The sequence below is a fragment of the Shewanella mangrovisoli genome, from assembly GCF_019457635.1.
GTDB lineage: Bacteria > Pseudomonadota > Gammaproteobacteria > Enterobacterales > Shewanellaceae > Shewanella > Shewanella mangrovisoli.
The window spans coordinates 2,285,734-2,305,641 of the sequence record NZ_CP080412.1; the positions used below are offsets into that span (position 1 = coordinate 2,285,734).

Sequence of the window (19,908 nt, forward strand, 5' to 3'; positions counted from 1 at the left end):
TGCTTAACTCGCTGACTGATACGCGTCGAATAAAGTCAGTTTTAACAGCCTAAGGTGAGACAAAAAACGAATGCCTAGGCATTCGTTTTTTATTGGTTGCATAAAGCTTAATACTTATTTAAAGCTGGTACTTATGTCAAAACTAGCACTGAGCAATAGCAGAAGTGTAAGGCTAGGGGACTTAGGCCAACTCAGGCGCTTCATCCCAACTGTCTCGTTACAGTACTTTAGCAATCGATTTGGCTAAGTAATCCACATTGTCTTCGCTTATGCCTGCAATGCTAATGCGGCTCGAACCCACCATATAAATGCTGAATTCTTTCTGCAGACGTGCCACTTGCTCAGGATTAACCCCTAGGAAGGAGAACATACCTTTTTGGCGTGCGATAAAGCCAAAGTCACGCTCAACGGCATTGGCTTTGAGTTTTTCGACTAAAATCGCGCGGTTACCATTGATGCGGTCACGCATCACTTTGAGCTCATCTAACCACTCTTGCTTTAATTCTGCCGAACCGAGAATGGTTTCAACAATTGCCGCGCCGTGGGCTGGTGGCATGGAGTACAGACAGCGAACCACGTAAAGCAGTACAGAGTGCGCGATGTTTGCCGTGTTCGCATCCTTTGCAACCACAGAGCATGAACCGATACGCTCACGGTACAGACCGAAGTTTTTCGAGCAAGAGCTACACAGGATCATATTATCGACAGCAGCGGCCATTTTACGCACGCCATAGGCATCGATATCAACACCATCACCAAAACCTTGGTAAGCCATGTCGATAAGCGGGGTAAAACCTTGCTCCTTGGTGAGGGCAACCACTTTATCCCATTGCTCTGTCGTTAAATCCATCCCGCTCGGGTTATGGCAACAGGCGTGGAACAGCACCACATCGTTCGGACCAATCTGCGCAAGCGCGCTGAGCATCTCATCAAACTTTAACGATTTAGTGTCGTAATTATAGTAAGGGTAGGTTTTAACGGTAATGCCTGCCGCTTCAAACAAACCTGTGTGGTTCGCCCAGGTGGGATCGCTTACCCATAGCACCGCATTAGGATTGCAGCGTTTAATAAAATCACCGGCAACGCGCAGGGCGCCCGTACCACCAGGAGTGGATACAGTACGAATGCGGTTGGCGATGATCGCGCTGTGATCACTGCCAAAGGCTAATTCTGTTATCAGGGTATTAAACTGAGGCGAACCGGTTGGGCCGATATACACTTTGGTAGTTTCAGTGTCTAAACGGAATTTTTCGGCTTTTTTCACGCAATTAAGGATGGGAGTGTTTCCCGCGGGATCCTTATATACGCCCACACCTAAGTCGACTTTTTGAGGATGTGAGTCTTCACGGTATTGGGTTAATAGGCCGAGGATAGGATCCGCAGGCATTGCGACGAGTGAGTTAAACATGGCTCCATCTACCTTTTTGGTTATATTGCGACAACATGAATTGCAAAGAATATGCGTGATTTATCGTTTGAAACCTAGAATAGCGTGGATAGATGAAAAATTTAAAGCAAAAACTGTGAACTATGGCCAATTAATCTGGCAAAAAAGCCTGCCAAAAAACGCTTTAGATCACAATTTAACCGCTGATATTTTATATTTTTGTTATTTTTAGACTGACTTGAGTAATTTTCCGGTTTAAAAAGCCGTTTTTTAGCAAAAAACGGTTGAATCCTGCGTCACTATCGGTAATTTTATAACGACGAAGCACCAACAAGGTCCCCAATCTCCTTTAATTTGTAATCTTAACTTGACGCTATGTAGCGTGAGGTTGCCATTTACCTATTTTCAATCAGCGTACCGTCGATGGTTACGCCCTAAGAGAAAGAAGATTTATTCATGAAGCAATTACGTCTTGAACCTGTTGTGCAAGTCCGCGGTGAGATCAACATTCCGGGCTCAAAAAGCATTTCTAACCGCGCGTTATTATTAGCGACCTTAGCCAAAGGCACCACTACGCTAACCAATTTGCTCGACTCCGATGATATTCGTCATATGCTGGCGTCTTTAAAGCAGTTGGGCGTCGAATACCGCTTATCGCAAAATAATACTGTCTGTGAACTGACTGGCTTAGGCGGCGTGATTTCATCAGATACCGCGCAAACGCTGTTTTTAGGCAATGCGGGCACGGCGATGCGTCCATTGTGCGCTGCGCTCACCTTAGGCCGCGGCGAATTTACCTTAACCGGCGAACCGCGCATGGAAGAGCGCCCCATTGGTGACTTGGTCGATGCCTTAAAGCAATTGGGCGCCAATATTGTTTACCTTAAGAATGAAGGATTTCCGCCTCTAACCATCAATGCAACCGGTCTTAACGGTGGCGATGTGGAAATTGCAGGGGATCTGTCTAGCCAGTTCTTAACCGCGCTGTTAATGGTTGCCCCCCTCGCTAAGGGCAGTGTGAATATTCATGTCAAAGGTGAACTGGTTTCAAAGCCTTATATCGACATTACTTTAGCGCTGATGGCACAGTTTGGCGTTCAGGTGATTAACCATGACTATGCCCGCTTTGAAATCCCTGCCGGGCAGCAGTATGTGTCTCCGGGGAAAGTGTTAGTGGAAGGGGATGCATCTTCGGCATCTTACTTTTTAGCCGCAGGAGCCATTAAAGGCGGCGAAGTGAAAGTCACGGGTGTAGGCCGTTTAAGCATTCAGGGCGATGTGAAATTTGCCGATGTGCTGGAAAAAATGGGCGCCGATATTGAGTGGGGCGATGATTACATTATTGCCCGTGGCGCAGCGTTAACCGCGGTTGATTTAGACATGAATCATATCCCCGATGCGGCGATGACCATTGCCACCGCGGCCTTGTTTGCTAAGGGCACAACCACCATTCGTAACATCTATAACTGGCGCATTAAAGAAACCGACCGATTAGCGGCGATGGCCACCGAGCTGCGTAAAGTGGGGGCCTTAGTGGAAGAAGGCCATGATTATATTCAAATCACCCCGCCAGCGGTGCTCAACACCGCAGAGATTGATACTTATAACGATCATCGCATGGCGATGTGCTTCGCCATGATGGCCTTTGCCGATTGCGGGATCACCATCAATGATCCCGATTGCACCTCGAAAACCTTTCCAGACTATTTTGCCCAATTTGCCAGTCTCAAAGCCTAACCGCTTCCTGTAACAGACTGACTTAGGGTCATATCAAGATGATGAAGCCGCATTTGAGCGGCTTCTAAACTTCATAAAAAATCCACGGATTTTATTTGTATAGTATTGTACAATGCGGCGCGCTCATTTTCGGGGCTCTAGTTAAGAACTCACGGATGATGATTATTTTTTGCGGAGGAATGTATGTCTGAACGGGCTCCTGTAGTCACAATCGACGGCCCAAGTGGTGCTGGTAAAGGGACAATTAGCCAATTGTTGGCTAAACATCTCGGATGGCAACTACTTGATAGTGGTGCTATTTACCGAGTGCTTGCGTTAGCTGCAATTCACCACGATGTAGAACTGGAAAATGAAGAATCCATCACCCTCCTTGCTGCGCACCTTGATGTGAAATTTTTAACCGGCAACGAGAAAGACCCAGTTCAAGTGATCTTAGAAGGTGAAGACGTCACTACTGCGATACGTACTCAAGAATGCTCAAATGCGGCCTCTAAAGTGGCGGCATTTCCCCGTGTGCGGGAAGCCTTATTACGTCGTCAACGTGCCTTTAGAACGGCACCCGGATTAATCGCCGATGGCCGCGACATGGGCACGGTTGTTTTCCCAACGGCATCGGCTAAATTATATTTAACTGCTTCTGCAGAGGAGCGGGCTCAAAGACGCTATAATCAGTTGCAGGACAAGGGCTTCGATGTTAATATCGAGCGCCTTTTAGCTGAAATTATCGAGCGTGACGACCGCGATATGAATCGTCCAGTGGCCCCTTTGGTCCCTGCCGAGGATGCGCTCGTTATCGATACTAGCGATAAAGGTATTGATGAAGTACTTGAGCTTGCGCTCAACTACATCAACCAAAAATTATCCCACAATAACTAAGTTATTGTTTGGATAGGTATTCGTATTAAGGATGATACGGATAATTTGACTGACTCCACGTCTAGGATTGACTGTGGTTTATTACATTAAAGTAACTTAAACATGACTGAATCTTTTGCTGATCTATTTGAACAATCCCTTCAAACTCTGGAATTCCGTCCAGGCTCTATCGTTCGTGGTACTGTAGTTGCTATCGAAAACGGTATGGTTCTGGTTGATGCAGGTCTGAAGTCTGAAAGCCCAATCCCAGCTGAACAATTCAAAAACGCTCAAGGCGTTTTAGAAATCGCTGTTGGTGATGAAGTTGACGTAGCTCTTGACTCTGTTGAAGACGGCTTCGGTGAGACTCAACTGTCTCGCGAAAAAGCAAAACGTCACGAAGCTTGGATCGTTCTGGAAAAAGCTTACGAAGATGCTGAAACTGTAATCGGTATCATCAATGGTAAAGTGAAAGGCGGTTTCACTGTTGAATTAAACGGTATCCGTGCCTTCTTACCAGGTTCTCTAGTTGACGTGCGCCCAGTTCGCGACACCGCTCACTTAGAGTACAAAGAATTAGAATTCAAAGTTATCAAACTAGACCAGAAGCGTAACAACGTAGTTGTTTCTCGTCGTGCAGTTATCGAATCAGAAAGCAGCGCTGAGCGTGATGCACTGTTAGAAAACCTGCAAGAAGGTCAAGCAGTTAAAGGTATCGTTAAGAACCTGACTGACTACGGTGCATTCGTAGATTTAGGTGGCGTTGACGGTCTGTTACATATCACTGATATGGCATGGAAACGCGTTAAGCACCCATCTGAAATCGTAAACGTTGGTGACGAAATCAACGTTAAAGTTCTGAAGTACGATCGTGAGCGCACTCGTGTGTCTCTAGGTCTGAAACAACTTGGCGAAGATCCATGGTTAGAAATCAGCAAGCGCTACCCAGAAAACACTAAGTTAACTGGTCGCGTAACTAACCTGACTGACTACGGCTGTTTCGTTGAAATCGAAGAAGGCGTTGAAGGTTTAGTTCACGTTTCTGAAATGGATTGGACTAACAAGAACATTCACCCATCTAAAGTGGTTAACTTAGGTGATGAAGTTGAAGTTCTGGTTCTGGACATCGATGAAGAGCGTCGTCGTATTTCTCTAGGTCTGAAGCAATGTAAGACCAACCCATGGGATGACTTCGCAACTCGTTACAACAAAGGCGACAAGGTTTCTGGTAAGATCAAGTCAATCACTGACTTCGGTATCTTCATCGGTCTTGACGGCGGTATCGATGGTTTAGTTCACCTGTCTGACATTTCTTGGAACGGCACTGGCGAAGACGCAGTATCTGAGTACAAGAAAGGCGACGAAATCCACGCAGTGGTTCTGTCTGTTGACCCAGAGCGCGAGCGCATCAGCTTAGGTGTTAAACAAACTGAAGACGATCCATTCAACGCTTACTTAGCTGACAAGAAGAAAGGTACTATCGTAAACGGTACTGTTTCTGCTGTTGACGCTAAAGGTGTGACTGTTGAACTAGCTGACACTGTTGAAGGTTACATCCGTGTAGCTGACATCAGCCGTGAGCGCATCGAAGATGCATCTACTGTTTACTCAGTAGGTGACGCTATCGAAGCTAAGTTCATGGGTGTTGACCGTAAGAACCGTTCTATCAGCCTGTCAATCAAAGCGAAAGACGAAGCTGAAGAAAAAGAAGTAATGGCGACCTTGAATAAACAAGAAGACGCTGTTATTAGTAATGCAATGGCTGAAGCGTTTAAAGCAGCTCGCAAATAATCGCCTGTTGTATGGGGAGTTTTTTCTCCCCATTAGGTGACTGTGTTTGGCTTGATAATAGGGGATAGCTAGGATGACAAAATCCGAACTGATCGAAAAACTCGCCACCAGGCAGTCGCAGCTGTCGGCGAAAGAGGTTGAAGGCGCAATCAAAGAGATGTTGGAGCAAATGGCAACGACATTAGAAAGCGGTGATCGTATTGAGATCCGTGGCTTTGGTAGTTTCTCGCTTCATTATCGTGCACCGCGTACTGGCCGTAATCCAAAGACTGGTTCATCAGTTGAATTGGAAGGCAAATACGTCCCGCACTTTAAGCCAGGCAAAGAACTGCGCGAACGCGTTGACGCAGTTAATGTATAATTGACCGCATTACAAAAAGCCTCCGTAAGGGGGCTTTTTTATATCTAATGCAAGGCAAAGCTGGTCAGCTCAGTAAATTTCTTGGATAATCAGAAAATTGAAAGGCGTTTAAGGGAGTGCGACGTGAAATCTTTTGTAGCGACAGTCCTTGTGGCACTGTTATTTATCGTGGCATTGATTTTTGGTGCGCGTAATGAACAAGTAGTGACGATCAGCTACTTTGTGGCTCAGGGTGAGTACCGTTTACCCGTAGTATTAGCCGTGGTTTTCTTTGCAGGCTTTATGTTGAGTTGGCTCGTGGCCAGCTATTATATTGTCAAACTTAAATTGGCTTTAGCGGCGACCAGAAAGAAATTAACGGTCCAAACCGCTAAAACTCCTCAAGGTGTAGACGCCTAATATGCTTGAGATCCTCTTCCTGTTGCTTCCTATTGCTGCCGGTTACGGTTGGTATATGGGGCGGCGGAGCATAAGGCAAAACCAGAGTAATCAGCGTAAGCAATTAAGTCGTGATTATTTCACCGGCTTGAATTTCCTGTTGTCAAACGAGTCAGACAAAGCGGTCGACTTGTTTATCAGTATGCTCGATGTGGACGATGAAACCATCGATACCCATCTTTCCCTCGGGTCGTTATTCCGCAAACGCGGTGAAGTTGACCGCTCCATTCGTATCCATCAAAACTTAATCGCACGTCCCACACTCACCAATGAGCAGCGCGATATCGCGATGATGGAACTGGGTAAAGATTACCTTGCCGCGGGGTTTTACGACCGTGCAGAAGAGATTTTCCTGAATTTGGTGAGTCAAGATGACCATAGTGAAGAGTCAGAGACGCAGCTGATTGCCATTTATCAGGTCATTAAGGAATGGCAAAAAGCTATCGATATCACCAAGCGCTTGAGTCGCAAGCGTCAGCAGGTGCTTAAACCGATTATCGCCCATTTTTATTGCCAGCTTGCGGATGAAACCAGCGACGATGCCGACAAGATCAAGTTATTACAACAAGCATTAAAACAAGATCCTAAGTGCGGCCGAGCCTTACTCACACTTGCTAAAAAATTCCTCGACGCCAAGGATTACAACCAGTGTAAATCTATGCTGATGGCACTGAAAAAGGCTGACATAGAACTCTTTGCCGATGCTTTACCAACGGCCAAGCAAGTGTATCGTGATACCCAAGATAAAGAGGGCTATCAAGAATTATTAGCGGGCGCGATGGCCGAAGGGGCGGGCGCCTCAGTGGTGGTAGCGCTTGCTCAACATATGATTAGTCTCGATGAGATAAAAGCTGCTGAAAACATGGTGTTGGATGCTCTGTATCGCCATCCCACCATGAAGGGATTTCAGCACTTAATGCAGATGCACCTGCGTCAAGCAGAAGAAGGGCAAGCCAAACAAAGTTTGACTATGCTTGAGCAACTTGTTGAACAACAAATTAAATTCCGTCCAAGTTATCGCTGTAAAGAATGCGGTTTCCCATCCCACACCCTGTATTGGCATTGCCCCTCCTGTAAAAAATGGGGCACCATTAAACGGATCCGTGGCTTAGACGGTGAATAACCTTTAGAAATACCTTGTTAGTGTAACCCAGTTGGAGAGATGATGACGACCAAACCTATCCTCGTAGCGCTTGATTACGATAATAAAAACCACGCCTTACAACTGATAGATCAACTCGATCCCAACATGTGCCGCCTCAAAGTGGGCAAAGAAATGTTTACCCTGTTTGGCCCACAATTGGTGAAAGATATTCACGACCGTGGTTTCGATCTTTTCCTCGACTTAAAGTTTCACGATATTCCTAATACGGTCGCCAAAGCGGTCGCGGCTGCGGCAGAACTTGGTGTGTGGATGACAAACGTGCATGCCAGCGGTGGCTTGGCCATGATGGAAGCGGCGAAAAAAGCATTGCTGCCCTATGGTAATGACGCACCTCTGCTAATCGCAGTAACGGTTCTCACTTCCATGAGCGATGAGGATTTAAAACTCATCGGCATTGATGTACCAGCTTTTGAGCATGTGCAACGTCTCGCTAAACTCACCAAACAGGCGGGGCTTGATGGTGTGGTCTGTTCGGCGCAAGAGGCGAGCGTACTTAAATCACTCTTAGGTCAAGATTTTAAACTTATCACCCCGGGGATCCGCCCTGTGGGCAGTGACGTGGGTGACCAACACCGGGTGATGACGCCACCGGAGGCGCTTGCCGCCGGTTCTGATTATTTAGTGATTGGTCGACCAATCACTAAAGCCGTCGATCCTCTGGCGGCGCTGCAGGCGATTCATCAATCTCTCGCTTGAGAGGCATGATAACAACCATTGCGGCTAAGCACTTATTCGCACGTTAATTTGACCGTTCACGGAGAATGCCCATGCTGAATACTACGATGTTTAATTATCAAGGTAAGAATGTTGTCGTTGTCGGTGGTACGAGTGGAATTAACCTCGCGATAGCCAACGCGTTTGCGCAGGCTGGCGCGAATGTGGCGGTGGCGAGTCGCAGTCAAGACAAGATTGATGCCGCCGTTTTGCAACTAAAACAGTCAAATCCAGATGGGATCCACCTCGGGGTGAGTTTTGATGTCAGGGATTTGGCTGCGGTTGAGCAGGGCTTTGAAGCCATCGCCTCCGAATTTGGCTTTATCGATGTGTTGGTCAGTGGCGCGGCAGGCAACTTTCCGGCGACTGCGGCAAAACTCTCTGCTAATGGCTTTAAGGCCGTGATGGATATTGACTTGTTGGGCAGTTTTCAAGTGCTAAAGACGGCTTATCCTTTACTGCGTTGCCCCCAAGGGAATATTATTCAAATCTCGGCGCCGCAGGCATCGATAGCCATGCCAATGCAAGCCCATGTGTGCGCCGCCAAAGCGGGCGTAGACATGCTCACTCGGACACTGGCGATAGAATGGGGCTGCGAAGGGATCCGCATAAACTCCATTATTCCTGGACCAATCGCGGACACTGAAGGATTTAACCGTTTAGCACCGAGCGCTGCGCTGCAACAGCAAGTTGCACAGTCTGTACCGTTAAAACGCAATGGTGAAGGGCAAGATATTGCTAATGCCGCGATGTTTTTAGGATCAGAATATGCCTCGTACATCACAGGGGTTGTGTTACCCGTCGATGGTGGCTGGTCACTTGGCGGTGCGAGCATTGCAATGACGGCATTAGGCGAGTTGGCGACTAAAGCTCAGCAGTGATAACTCATTGCTAAAACGTTGTAACTTATTTATTTGATAGAGAAATCGGGTGAAAATCCATGGCGAATGCATTACAAGAGCAGCTGCTTAAGGCTGGCCTTGCCAGTAAACAAAAAGTGCGTGATGTGAAGACGCAAAAACGTCGCGACAAAAAGGCGCGGGTGGATGATGGTTCGAGCGCATTGAAGAGTGACATTGCCGAGCAAAAACGACTCCAAGCTGAAAAAGATAAGGCATTGAACGAGCAGCGTTTTGCCGAAGCGACGGCCCGTGGGCAAGTGCGTGGCTTAGTGAGTGAATTCACTCAATTTGCGATTAAGATCCCAAGCCATGCCGAGGTAAAATTTAACTATACCCTCGACAATAAAATCTATTCAGTCTATATCGATGAGAAGATCCAATCAGAACTGCTTAAAGGCCTGTTAGGGATTGTTCGATATGAAGATAAGAGCTACCTAGTCCCCCATAAATTGGCCGAGCGCGTCAATCTATTGGTGCCACAATGGTGCGGTTACTTGTGGAAACAAGATGAAAGGAAAGCGGTTGAGGTCGAAGATGATCCCTATGCCGATTATGCGATCCCAGACGATTTAATGTGGTAATCAATGCGTTAATCGTGAGCTAAGCCGACGACGCATTGCTTATCTCTGGCTACACTAAAACCCTTAAGGCAACTTAAGGGTTTTTTATTGCCCGTATTTCACATTAACGGTTTTGCTGGTTCTGAGTTGCAAAGTGAATTTGTAATGAGATTGTTTTCTGTATTGAACTGGTATAAATTAAAACAACTGTTTAAATCCTACGTTTAAGAGTCTACCCATGAATCCTTACCAAGCTCCGTTAGCGGATATGCGTTTCTTATTGGAACAGGTTTTTGATGCACCAAATACTTGGGCACAACTCCCTGATATTGCTGAAATGGTCGATATGGATACGGCCAGCGCGATTCTCGAAGAAGCCGCGAAAATCAGTGCTGAATTAATCCATCCGCTTAACCGTGCTGGCGATGAGCAAGGCGTTCTTCATCAGGATAATCGAGTGATTACCCCTGATGGTTATAAAGCTGTTTACGATCAATATTCCCAAGGCGGCTGGGTAGGCCTGTGTGGTGAACCCGAGTTTGGCGGTATGGGCATGCCGAAAATGCTGGGGGTGTTAGTCGATGAAATGGCTTACAGCGCCTGTAATGCATTCACTCTGTATGGTTCACTTACGGCGGGGGCGGCATTATGTATTAATGCCCACGGCAGTGAAGAGATTAAAGAAACCTATTTGCCAAAACTTTACAGCGGTGAATGGGCTGGGGCCATGGATATGACTGAACCTCAGGCAGGCTCAGATCTACGCAATATCCGCACCCGTGCGATCCCACAGGATGATGGCAGTTATGCCATTAGCGGCAGCAAAATCTTTATCACGGGTGGCGATCATGATTTGACCGAGAACGTCATTCACTTAGTGTTGGCAAAGCTTCCTGAAAGCAAAGGTATTTCACTGTTCCTCGTGCCTAAAACCACGGTCAATGCCGATGGTAGTTTAGGCCAGGCTAACGGCGTGAGCGTGGGTTCCATCGAACATAAAATGGGGCTTAAGGGCTCGGCTACCTGTGTGATGAACTTTGATGAGGCAAAAGGTTACCTAATTGGTGAGCCAAATCGAGGTTTAGTGTGTATGTTCACTATGATGAACTACGAGCGCTTAGCCATCGGTATTCAAGGGCTTGGCAGTGCGCAGGCCGCTTATCAAATGGCCGCCGATTATGCTAAAGAGCGCAACCAAGGCGTTGCCGCTGGCGGCTCGCCCACGGGTAGCGACTCCGATCCTATTATTGTTCATGGCGACGTGCGTCGTATGCTGCTGACCATACGTGCGATGACGGAAGCGGGGCGCGCACTCTCGGTATTTACCGGTAAACAACTCGATTTAGCAAAATATGCCGAGGGTGAGGTTAAAGCTAAGGCTGCTCGTTATGTGGGCTTGTTAACTCCCGTGGCAAAAGCGTTTTTTACCGACCGCGGTTTAGATGCCACTATCATGGCGCAGCAAGTGTTTGGTGGTCATGGCTATATTCGTGAAACTGGTATTGAGCAGTTAGTGCGTGATACCCGTATTGCCCAGATTTACGAAGGCACTAACGGTATTCAGGCTATCGACTTCCTCGGCCGAAAAGTCACTGGCGATAACTTGGCAACGCTCAAGGAGTTTGTGGCCGAGTTAAAGGCGCAAATGCGTGAGTTTACTCAGGTCGATGCGGTGAAAGTGTCCGCTGTTTGTGCCCGTTTGGATGCCTTAGTCAATGTAGCCGAAACCATCAATGAGCAAAAGCTGACTCAACCAGCACTCATTAACGCCAGTGCGGTCGACTTTTTAGATGCCTTTGGTTTCACTCTCTATGGGTTCTATTGGTTAGCCATGTTAGATAAAGCGGTGGGCGCTGAAGATAAGCAGTTTGCCGAGCAAAAATCCTACCTTGCCAAATTCTATTTCGACAAATTGCTGCCTAAGGCTGACTATCACTTAGCGCAAGTGCGTGCGGGGGATACCAGCACTATGGCGATGCCTGCAGAGCTGTTCTAACCCAAGCTTAATCGCGTTAAACGTTCGAATTAATCGAATAAAAAAGCACTGATATTCAGTGCTTTTTCTTTTTAATACTTTGCATATTGCTATACGTGCTATTGGGAGTTAATCACTTAACTTAACGGTGTTGAGCTCTGTGGTAGTAGTTTGGCTAGTCTGAGTTTGAGTTTCGACAGCGCTCATTAGCCGAGTTAAAAAGTCGGCGCTAAAGGCAGGCTTACGTTGCTTTTTGGTCTCAGGACTAATGCCATTCTCGAGCACCACAAAGAGAATATCCCGCTGCTGCGCTAAACGCATAAAACCTGCTAAATTGGCGACGCCTTGCATCGAGCCGGTCTTGGCAAACACCAGATGTTTTAAGGGCGGTTTAGTGTATCCCAATCGATATTGCAGTGTGCCGCTGACACCGGCCTCGGGCAAACTATCAATGAGGCTGTGAAAGCGTGCATCTTGGTAAATGAGTGCTAGGACATCGGCTAATTGCTTTGCGCTCAACAGGTTATAGCGAGAAAGCCCTGAACCATCGACAATATTGGCGTTGGTTAAATCAATCCCGAGTTCAGTCAGAATATGGCGCATCGCCGCTGCACCATGGGTAAAGCTGCCTTGGGTTTTGTAATAACTTTGCCCCACGCGCTTAAACAAACTGTCGGCAATCAGGTTATCCGACTTCAGCAGCATGATTTTGAGCAGCTCAGGCAAGGGCGCGCTGCTATGGCTGGCAATGAGTTTTGCCTTGGCAGGGATGGCGTTGCCTATCTTCACTTTACCAGAGAGCGACATTTCACCCTTGAGCGTCGCCGTTAGGGTGTCCATGGCAAATTTTTCGGGATCGCTAATGGCAATCGCCAGTGGTATCGCTTCACTGCCGGGATAGCAGCCCCGTAGATGATACTGATTCTGGCCAAGGCGCACTAAATCGAGTTGGCAAAAATCATGGCCTGCTTTGGGGGAGAATATGGCGTCGCTACTCACTTTCACCCCAAAACTCGATGCCCTTAATTTGACCTCAGAAGCATGTTTGGCTGAGCTTGGAGCAAACTGCCCGTACACGCAGTTTTGGTTGATGATATAACTCGACACCGGCGCGGCAAAGCAAATCCCAAGGTCATCCCACACCCAGCCAGGTGCTTGTAATTGCTCTTGTTTATCCCCGATAAGATAGAGATGTCCCTCAATGCTTGTTATGCCTTGCTTTTGTAGATGGGCAAACAAGGCCTTAAGGTCGTCCTGAGTTAGCGTCGGATCGCCGCTAAAACGCAGATAAACACTGCCCGCAATATGACCTTGGCGAATAGGCGCATCACTCCACAGCTCAGTGACATAGCGAAAATCTGGGCCAAGGGTGGCCATAGCGGTAACGGCGGTCAGCACTTTTTGTGTGCTGGCGGGGATAAATAAGGTATCGGCTTGCTGGCTGTATAACAGGGTATTGGTACTTAAATCACGGGCCAACAAAGCCACTTGCGAATGACGCGGAGCAATATCGGCGATTTGCTTGGCCAATATCGACTCATCTATCGGATGAATTGCCGCATGGGCTTGGGTTGACAGCAGCATGCTTACCAAGCTACCTAAGAGTAACCCTTTAATCTTGGGGCGAGTGAATGATGCCTGTAACTTATCCTTGTTTACCGAGTGCGTCATAGGTGTCCTGAATATCATTTTTACCATTAGCGGTCATTGCTGCCATCGTCTTTTTCCATTAGACGATACAGCCTTAGGGTGACAAATAAAACCAAACCAATAAAAAGCGGCAAAATGAGTAAGCCGAGCTGCGCTTTAAAATGAAAAATGCCCCAAGCTAAGGCTAAGGTGAGGGCGAGGGTCAGTAGGATTTTTTTGTTCATGGTGTTAGGCAATTGGGACTTAAGATGTTTTAGTTTACGCTAAAACAACGATGACAGGCACGCTTGCCTAAGGTAGAAGCCCTGTTTTGTGACTCACACACCATTTTGTTTATGACCTGATTAGTGTTGGTTAATCATCATGGACAATAGATTCAGGGAAAAACAGTAAAAGCATTTAGTTAGCCGAAAATACAGGCATAGAAGCCTGCCATTTGCGGACTAAATTGCTGCATTTTAGTTCCATTGATGTGGAATGCGTCGTTTCAGGTCAAATTACCAGCAAAATAGGCGCTATCCCGCGTGCTTTTCGCCGAAAAGTCTTGCCGAGTTGCAGTGAAGTCGGTAATTTCTACCCCTTACGATTTTAGGATCTCAGGTAACCACTAAAACCATGCCTCATATTAGTATGCGCGGCTTGCCACAGGCAGTTGTTGCAGAGCTTAGCCAAACATTACTGCAGTCTTTGGCGGCTATATGTAAAGGTAATGCAGAGAGTTTTACATTAGATTGGATCCCAAGCATCAGCTACCGTAATGGCAGAATTGATCAACGCTTTGTCCAAATCGAATTGCTTTGGTTTCCGGTCGACCCTGATATCCATCTTAAAGTAGAACAAACGATCAGGCTGGCAGTGACAGAAGCCTATCCAGAATTAACCCAAATTGCTGTGATGTTTTTGTCACTGACCCCAAGCGCTTCCTATCGGGGTGGTCAGCATGTTTAAAGGAGGATGCCTTGCTAGATAAGCTTGGTGGAATAGCCGTTCAACCCGAGGCTTTAACGTGGTTGCTTACGCCATGCCGATTTAAGGCAGAATTGCTTAGCCGTATCGAAAATGCCAAGGACAGCATTTATATCGCCGCACTCTATCTTGAAGACGATGAGGCGGGGCGCGAAATTTTACAGGCCTTGATGACGGCTAAGGCGAATAACCCCGCGTTAGATGTCAAGATTTTGGTCGATTTTCACCGCGCCAGACGCGGCTTGATTGGTCACAAGGGCGACAGCGGTAACTATCTGATGTACCGTAAGGTTATGGCTGAGGCAGAGCATCCTATCGACATTATGGGCGTGCCGGTCAAATCCCGCGAGTTTATGGGCGTACTGCACCTTAAGGGCTTTGTGATCGATGACGCCGTGATTTACAGCGGTGCCAGCCTGAATAACATTTATCTGCAGCAAAACGATAAATACCGTTTCGACCGTTACCATGTGATTGAGTCGGCCGAGTTAGCACGTAGTATGCGCACTATGATCCAGCGCTATATTATTGCCGATCCAGCCGTTGCCTCGCTTACTCAAGATGCGCAGCAAGAAGTTTTGCCACCCAAAACCGATGTGCGCAGCTTCAAACTTAGGTTATCGCAGGCTCAGTACGAGTTTAACGCCACCCGCAGTGGTAACCGTGTCACCCCTTTACTGGGATTAGGCCGCAAACATAACCTGCTGAATAAAGCCGTGATTGCCATGGTGGAAGAGTCAAAAGACAGGTTATTTATTTGCACGCCTTATTTTAATCCACCCTATATTTTGGTGCGTGCCTTGGCAAAGCACCTGCGTAAAGGCAAGCGAATCGACATAGTGGTTGGGGATAAAACGGCGAATGACTTTTACATTCCGCCCGAGCAGGATTTCTCTACCATTGGTGCCTTGCCGTATCTCTATGAGCAATCGCTGCGTAAATTTGCTAAGCGTCAGCAATGGGCAATCGATAATGGGCAGCTTAATATTCACCTGTGGAAACACGGCATCAATAGCTATCACCTCAAGGGGATCAGCGCCGATGGCCGTAAGCATTTGATCACGGGCTCAAACTTAAACCCAAGAGCATGGGCGCTGGATTTAGAGAATGGTTTACTGATTCACGACGAAAGCGGTAGCTGGAAGGCACAATTCGAGGCCGAGCAAAGCCATATCCTCGAACACACGCAAAGACTTTATCACTACAGTCAAGTGGATACCTTGCAAAGCTATCCCGCGCCAGTGAAGAAGATTATGACTCGCATTAGAAGATTAAAGGCAGATTTCCTGCTCAGACGCATTCTCTAATCTAAGCAATAAAAAAGCCCACGAATGTGGGCTTTTTTATTGGGTGTTTTGCCAACTATGGATTTTGTGGCAACAGGGTGTGGTGGGTATCGTTTTGGTCTTTTGCATAATGCAAGGCGACAATCACTAACAGCACCATCAGGGCGCTCAGCAAACCAATACTTAACTGGCCGCCCATTGGCACGAGCGACATAGTTAAGGCGGCAAGCCCCGCACCGAAGTTTTGTAAGCCTCCGAGTAGGGCACCCGCAATACCTGCCTGGCGTGGGAATGGCTCTAGCGCCGCCGAGGTTAATGTCGGAAATAACATGCCAGCGCCACTGAAAAACAAAATTGAGCCTATCAATAAACTCCAACCCACGACCAGCTGGAAAATACCGGGGATCAACATAAACAAGGCGCCTGCGCCCAAAAGTGCAACGCCTTGCAACACCGTACGCTGGGCCTGTTTTTGTCTACCCGCAATCAGGGCGCCGAGTAAATATCCAGGGATGGGCGCGACAAAATAACAGCTCACCATAAACGGTGAGAGTTGCAAATATTGGCCATAGAGTACGCCTGCAATGGCTTCGAAGGCCGCAATGCCAGCAAATGTCGCGATAAGGGAAAGCAAATAGGCCCTAAAACTGCGGTGGCGCAGTACATGACGATAGGATGCCAAAATGGGTTGTTGCTCTCGCTTATCCTTGGGTAAGGATTCTCTAAAGCCAAAGCAGAGCAGTAGCCAAACCAAGGCGCCAAATCCAAACAGCACCCAATAAACGGCCTGCCACCCCCAGTAAGCGGAGGCAAAGCTGCCTAAGAAGGGGGCAACCAAGGGCAAGAACACCACGGCCATGGACACATAACTGTTAAATCTAACTAAGTTATCGCCGAAGTAATGGTCCCTTGGAATACTGCGGCACAGGGCGCCCGCACTCGCGGTACCTAGCCCCTGTAGCAGGCTTGCGAAAATCAATTGGCTAAAACTTGTGGCATTTGCCGCCATCAACGCACCAAGGATAAAAATCCCAATGCCGATGAGCAGCGGCATTTTACGCCCAACGCGGTCGGACAATGGGCCATAGATAAACTGACATAGGCCGTAGGCGAGCAGATAGCTGGCCATAACCGCCTGCAATTTACTGGCATCCACAGCTAAGCCTTGGGCGATAAGGGGGAGTGCGGGGACAAAAATAGTTTGTGCCATCTGCCCACAGGCCACCATAAATACCAGCATAAAGAGTAACTGAGTGGCGCTGCCTGCGGCGGGTGTCGGCGCTTTTTGTGAGATTAAAGACGGTATGTCGTCTGACATCATAATTCCATTAAAAAGCTGAGTTGAACGATGGCGCGCATCTTACCCCCAAAACATTTCAGTTCAAGTGGCAATCATATTGATTTACAGGAATATTTTTTAATCTTATTCATAAGTTTTTCTATCGAATTATCATTGTCAAACTAAGCGTACACTTAGTGAGTAACTTGTTAATTGGGTTTTGATTTTGATAAATAGCGGCAGCTTAAATTAATCAACACAAGTTATTTATTAACAAGATTTTTTATATCCGATGTGGATAAAAGAGTTATCGTTCAGATTAGTACAGAGATAGAGGCGTAAAGCGTTATGCGAGTTAACAATTAAAAAGATGGAAAGCAGAATCTGCCTTCCATCGAATGAGGGGGGCTAAGGGATCATTTCGCTGGCAGTGCTGTTAAGCCCGTTAATATCTGGTAGCCAACAGTTACCCGAGGCGGTACGGGATAATTTTTATTGCTCAGTAACACCATGCCCAGTTTCTTCGCGGGAATATAAGCCACATAGGCGGCAAAACCACCAGTTGAACCTGTCTTATTTATCCATAAATCCGGCTGTGGTGCTTGCGGCGGCTCGATTGGTTTCACTGGCACACTGCCAAACACCACGTCTTGGGTATGTCCCGTAAGCAGCTTATCGAGGGCTATAGGATAGGGATAATGCTCCCAAATCATCTCTTGGGTCATCATACCGACATCAAAGTAGCCAACGTGAGTTGCATCGATAGCCTGTTGCAATGCGGAAGAGGCTGGATGTAGCTGCATATTGGTTTCAACAAAACGCAGCAAATCCACGGCCGAGGTTTTTATCCCGTATGCCTCATCGGCTAATACACCGGGATTCAGGCGTACAGGCTGATCTTGCTTATTATACCCTTGGGCATAATCGGCCTGCTTGTTGCTTGGCACTTGAAGATAGCTGTGAGTCATACCCAGTTGTGGAAATAGGGTTTGCTCCATTGCGTTTGGAAAGCTTTGCCCTAACTGTTTAGCCGCAATTAAACCGAGTAACCCAATGCTGGGATTGGCATAGTTGCGGTGTGTTCCCGCGGCGTAGGCGGGTTGCCATTCTTTAAAATAGCTCATCAATTCTGCATTGTTGGTCACTTTATCTGGCACTTGCATGGGCAAATCGCCCGCGGTATGGGTCGCAAGGTTGATAAGATTTATCTGGTCAAAGGCACTGCCCCTTAATTCGGGCAGGTATTGGCTTACTTTATCAGTCAAGGTGAGTTTACCTTCGACTTGAGCATAGTTTGCGAGTGTCGCGGTAAAGGTTTTACTGATAGAACCAATCTCGAACAGGGTATTCACGCTGACATCTTGCCCAGTGGTTTTTGAGCTCACACCATAGGGGAAGAAATACTGTTGACCATTCATACTGATCCCAACAATAGCCCCAGGGATCCCATATTCTTTCATTAACGGATTAACCGCCGAATCGACAAGGGATTGCATGGCTTCTGTCTGCACCTCTGGTGCTGCATTGGCCACTAATGGTGCAGCCGTAAGCAGCACTAAACCGAGAAGGGGTGATGGGGTCGATAAGCGTAGAATACTTGCTGTTTTTACGGCTGGCTGAAGAGACTCTGGCATACAATTCCTTTCGCGATGATGGGATGATTGAACGGCATGGGTTAACAATCTGCGCCGTTTGAAACTCGATAATGATGAAAGGTTTAGCATGATTTAGGCTCGACTCGCCATTTAATTTCACTTGGGTGACAGGATTAACGGCAATACTTTAGTAAAGGGTGAACAAGAGGTTGATGCTTATAACACAATGCTGAGTTTTTGATCTGATTTAATGGTGTTTTTGTTGTGTCGGGTAGTGAAATATCCAAAAGAAAATTTAGTGGCGATGCCACTTTTACACTAGGCTAATTGCGCCTTTCATGGCCAAAGGATACACTGCGCCACCGCACGTAAGTACACGCATAAATGGCGTATACTGAGTCGCGCCTCTAAAAACAAGTTTGACCGAAATAGACTGAGAATTGGCTGCCATGGCTCTAGCCCCCCACGCTGTACATCGCTTATATGAATACCGTAAATCCATATCGACTAAGCCCTTTGGCGCCCGCGGTAAAAAACTGATCCGCTGTCATTTTTGCCTATTGGGCGAGCAATTTTGTACCTGTTCACTGCGTAAACAGTTGACCACTCAGGCCAGTTTTCTGCTGCTGATGTATAACGATGAGGTCTTAAAGCCGACCAACAGCGGTCGCTTAATTGCCGATCTTATCCCGGATACCCATGCCTTTCTCTGGTCGCGCACCGAACCCGCCCCTGAGCTGTTGGCGCTATTAGCTTCAAGCGACTATCAGCCCTTTTTAGTCTTTCCGGCGCAATATGCCGACCAAGGGCAAACCGTATTGACTGAAGTGCCCATGGACAGTCTTGCCGAGGGTAAACGACCTTTGCTGATTATGCTCGACGGCAGTTGGCGTGAAGCGATTAAGATGTTTCGCAAAAGCACTTATTTGCAGGGGTTGCCTATGCTGTCCTTCGACCCCGATACCTTAGCCACCTATGCCTTACGTAAGGGCAGTCATGACTTTCAATTAGGGACGGCAGAAGTTGCCTCACTTGCGCTGGCGGCAATCGGCGAGGAGGCTAATGGTAAGGCACTAACGGCTTGGTTCGATCTGTTTGTGGAGTCCTCATTGCTCGGGCGCAATCGCCGCTGCCGCGAGGATATTTTACCCATCAGCGAGTTTACCGACGCCTTCGAAGCGGCTTACTGCGCCGCAACGCCAACCAGTGTATAACACTAGATAGTTTTTAATCCCCCAAGAGTACAC

General features: G+C 47.4%; 18 protein-coding genes. 13 read left to right on the top strand and 5 right to left on the bottom strand.

Annotated features, from left to right (window positions below; genetic code table 11):
- Positions 1-217: 217 nt before the first annotated feature.
- Positions 218-1,408, bottom strand: a complete 1,191-nt coding sequence (locus tag K0H60_RS10025) for an amino acid aminotransferase (protein WP_220058057.1) — start codon at positions 1,406-1,408, stop codon at positions 218-220.
- Between the two features lie 435 nt (positions 1,409-1,843).
- On the opposite strand from K0H60_RS10025, the gene aroA reads away from it, so the two are divergent.
- The 10 genes from aroA (at position 1,844) to K0H60_RS10075 (ending at position 11,906) form a co-directional block, all read left to right on the top strand.
- Complete coding sequence (gene aroA / locus K0H60_RS10030; protein ID WP_220058058.1) at positions 1,844-3,124, top strand: 3-phosphoshikimate 1-carboxyvinyltransferase; 1,281 nt, start codon at positions 1,844-1,846, stop codon at positions 3,122-3,124.
- Between the two features lie 183 nt (positions 3,125-3,307).
- Complete coding sequence (gene cmk, locus K0H60_RS10035; RefSeq protein ID WP_011716971.1) at positions 3,308-4,000, top strand: (d)CMP kinase; 693 nt, start codon at positions 3,308-3,310, stop codon at positions 3,998-4,000.
- A 102-nt stretch (positions 4,001-4,102) separates the two neighbouring features.
- Positions 4,103-5,770 carry a 30S ribosomal protein S1 gene (gene rpsA / locus K0H60_RS10040; protein WP_011622695.1) on the top strand — a complete coding sequence of 556 codons (1,668 nt, stop codon included), beginning with the start codon at positions 4,103-4,105 and terminating at the stop codon, positions 5,768-5,770.
- 73 nt (positions 5,771-5,843) lie between these two features.
- A complete protein-coding gene (gene ihfB / locus K0H60_RS10045; RefSeq protein WP_011072380.1) occupies positions 5,844-6,131 on the top strand; it encodes an integration host factor subunit beta in 288 nt (95 codons plus the stop codon).
- A gap of 123 nt (positions 6,132-6,254) precedes the next feature.
- Entirely contained in the window at positions 6,255-6,530 is a 276-nt protein-coding gene (locus K0H60_RS10050; protein ID WP_011626213.1) for a LapA family protein, read from the top strand.
- A gap of 1 nt (position 6,531) precedes the next feature.
- Complete coding sequence (lapB, locus tag K0H60_RS10055; RefSeq protein ID WP_023267046.1) at positions 6,532-7,692, top strand: lipopolysaccharide assembly protein LapB; 1,161 nt, start codon at positions 6,532-6,534, stop codon at positions 7,690-7,692.
- Positions 7,693-7,734: 42 nt separating this feature from the next.
- Positions 7,735-8,430 carry an orotidine-5'-phosphate decarboxylase gene (pyrF, locus tag K0H60_RS10060; RefSeq protein ID WP_220058059.1) on the top strand — a complete coding sequence of 232 codons (696 nt, stop codon included), beginning with the start codon at positions 7,735-7,737 and terminating at the stop codon, positions 8,428-8,430.
- A gap of 71 nt (positions 8,431-8,501) precedes the next feature.
- Complete coding sequence (locus tag K0H60_RS10065) at positions 8,502-9,329, top strand: SDR family oxidoreductase (RefSeq protein ID WP_220058060.1); 828 nt, start codon at positions 8,502-8,504, stop codon at positions 9,327-9,329.
- Between the two features lie 59 nt (positions 9,330-9,388).
- Entirely contained in the window at positions 9,389-9,931 is a 543-nt protein-coding gene (locus K0H60_RS10070) for a DUF2058 domain-containing protein (protein ID WP_220058061.1), read from the top strand.
- 217 nt (positions 9,932-10,148) lie between these two features.
- Positions 10,149-11,906 (top strand): acyl-CoA dehydrogenase family protein, encoded by a 1,758-nt coding sequence (locus tag K0H60_RS10075; RefSeq protein ID WP_220058062.1) that lies wholly within the window; start codon positions 10,149-10,151, stop codon positions 11,904-11,906.
- 108 nt (positions 11,907-12,014) lie between these two features.
- On the opposite strand, the gene dacB is transcribed toward K0H60_RS10075, so the two are convergent.
- Together dacB and K0H60_RS10085 are read right to left on the bottom strand one after the other, a co-directional pair.
- Entirely contained in the window at positions 12,015-13,556 is a 1,542-nt protein-coding gene (gene dacB, locus K0H60_RS10080; protein WP_220058063.1) for a D-alanyl-D-alanine carboxypeptidase/D-alanyl-D-alanine endopeptidase, read from the bottom strand.
- 26 nt (positions 13,557-13,582) lie between these two features.
- Positions 13,583-13,759, bottom strand: coding sequence for a hypothetical protein (locus tag K0H60_RS10085; RefSeq protein ID WP_011622703.1), 177 nt, complete (start codon positions 13,757-13,759; stop codon positions 13,583-13,585).
- 391 nt (positions 13,760-14,150) lie between these two features.
- On the opposite strand from K0H60_RS10085, the gene K0H60_RS10090 reads away from it, so the two are divergent.
- Together K0H60_RS10090 and pssA are read left to right on the top strand one after the other, a co-directional pair.
- Positions 14,151-14,483, top strand: a complete 333-nt coding sequence (locus tag K0H60_RS10090) for a DUF1904 domain-containing protein (protein ID WP_011622704.1) — start codon at positions 14,151-14,153, stop codon at positions 14,481-14,483.
- An 11-nt stretch (positions 14,484-14,494) separates the two neighbouring features.
- Positions 14,495-15,808 (top strand): CDP-diacylglycerol--serine O-phosphatidyltransferase, encoded by a 1,314-nt coding sequence (gene pssA, locus K0H60_RS10095; protein WP_088211159.1) that lies wholly within the window; start codon positions 14,495-14,497, stop codon positions 15,806-15,808.
- 55 nt (positions 15,809-15,863) lie between these two features.
- Here pssA and emrD read toward each other — a convergent pair whose 3' ends face one another.
- Together emrD and ampC are read right to left on the bottom strand one after the other, a co-directional pair.
- Positions 15,864-17,108: a multidrug efflux MFS transporter EmrD gene (emrD, locus tag K0H60_RS10100; protein WP_220058064.1), complete on the bottom strand. Its 1,245-nt coding sequence runs from the start codon at positions 17,106-17,108 to the stop codon at positions 15,864-15,866.
- Between the two features lie 374 nt (positions 17,109-17,482).
- Positions 17,483-18,700: a class C beta-lactamase gene (gene ampC / locus K0H60_RS10105; RefSeq protein ID WP_258405812.1), complete on the bottom strand. Its 1,218-nt coding sequence runs from the start codon at positions 18,698-18,700 to the stop codon at positions 17,483-17,485.
- Between the two features lie 410 nt (positions 18,701-19,110).
- On the opposite strand from ampC, the gene K0H60_RS10110 reads away from it, so the two are divergent.
- A complete protein-coding gene (locus K0H60_RS10110) occupies positions 19,111-19,875 on the top strand; it encodes a tRNA-uridine aminocarboxypropyltransferase (protein WP_220058065.1) in 765 nt (254 codons plus the stop codon).
- The last annotated feature ends 33 nt before the right edge of the window (positions 19,876-19,908 follow it).

What these genes read in the sequence shown, in the direction of transcription:
- K0H60_RS10025 (WP_220058057.1), bottom strand. Translation starts at nt 1,408, where the DNA reads ATGTTTAACTCACTCGTCGCAATGCCTGCGGATCCTATCCTCGGCCTA.
- aroA (WP_220058058.1), top strand. Translation starts at nt 1,844, where the DNA reads ATGAAGCAATTACGTCTTGAACCTGTTGTGCAAGTCCGCGGTGAGATC.
- cmk (WP_011716971.1), top strand. Translation starts at nt 3,308, where the DNA reads ATGTCTGAACGGGCTCCTGTAGTCACAATCGACGGCCCAAGTGGTGCT.
- rpsA (WP_011622695.1), top strand. Translation starts at nt 4,103, where the DNA reads ATGACTGAATCTTTTGCTGATCTATTTGAACAATCCCTTCAAACTCTG.
- ihfB (WP_011072380.1), top strand. Translation starts at nt 5,844, where the DNA reads ATGACAAAATCCGAACTGATCGAAAAACTCGCCACCAGGCAGTCGCAG.
- lapB (WP_023267046.1), top strand. Translation starts at nt 6,532, where the DNA reads ATGCTTGAGATCCTCTTCCTGTTGCTTCCTATTGCTGCCGGTTACGGT.
- pyrF (WP_220058059.1), top strand. Translation starts at nt 7,735, where the DNA reads ATGACGACCAAACCTATCCTCGTAGCGCTTGATTACGATAATAAAAAC.
- K0H60_RS10065 (WP_220058060.1), top strand. Translation starts at nt 8,502, where the DNA reads ATGCTGAATACTACGATGTTTAATTATCAAGGTAAGAATGTTGTCGTT.
- K0H60_RS10070 (WP_220058061.1), top strand. Translation starts at nt 9,389, where the DNA reads ATGGCGAATGCATTACAAGAGCAGCTGCTTAAGGCTGGCCTTGCCAGT.
- K0H60_RS10075 (WP_220058062.1), top strand. Translation starts at nt 10,149, where the DNA reads ATGAATCCTTACCAAGCTCCGTTAGCGGATATGCGTTTCTTATTGGAA.
- dacB (WP_220058063.1), bottom strand. Translation starts at nt 13,556, where the DNA reads ATGACGCACTCGGTAAACAAGGATAAGTTACAGGCATCATTCACTCGC.
- K0H60_RS10085 (WP_011622703.1), bottom strand. Translation starts at nt 13,759, where the DNA reads ATGAACAAAAAAATCCTACTGACCCTCGCCCTCACCTTAGCCTTAGCT.
- K0H60_RS10090 (WP_011622704.1), top strand. Translation starts at nt 14,151, where the DNA reads ATGCCTCATATTAGTATGCGCGGCTTGCCACAGGCAGTTGTTGCAGAG.
- emrD (WP_220058064.1), bottom strand. Translation starts at nt 17,108, where the DNA reads ATGATGTCAGACGACATACCGTCTTTAATCTCACAAAAAGCGCCGACA.
- ampC (WP_258405812.1), bottom strand. Translation starts at nt 18,700, where the DNA reads ATGCCAGAGTCTCTTCAGCCAGCCGTAAAAACAGCAAGTATTCTACGC.
- K0H60_RS10110 (WP_220058065.1), top strand. Translation starts at nt 19,111, where the DNA reads ATGGCTCTAGCCCCCCACGCTGTACATCGCTTATATGAATACCGTAAA.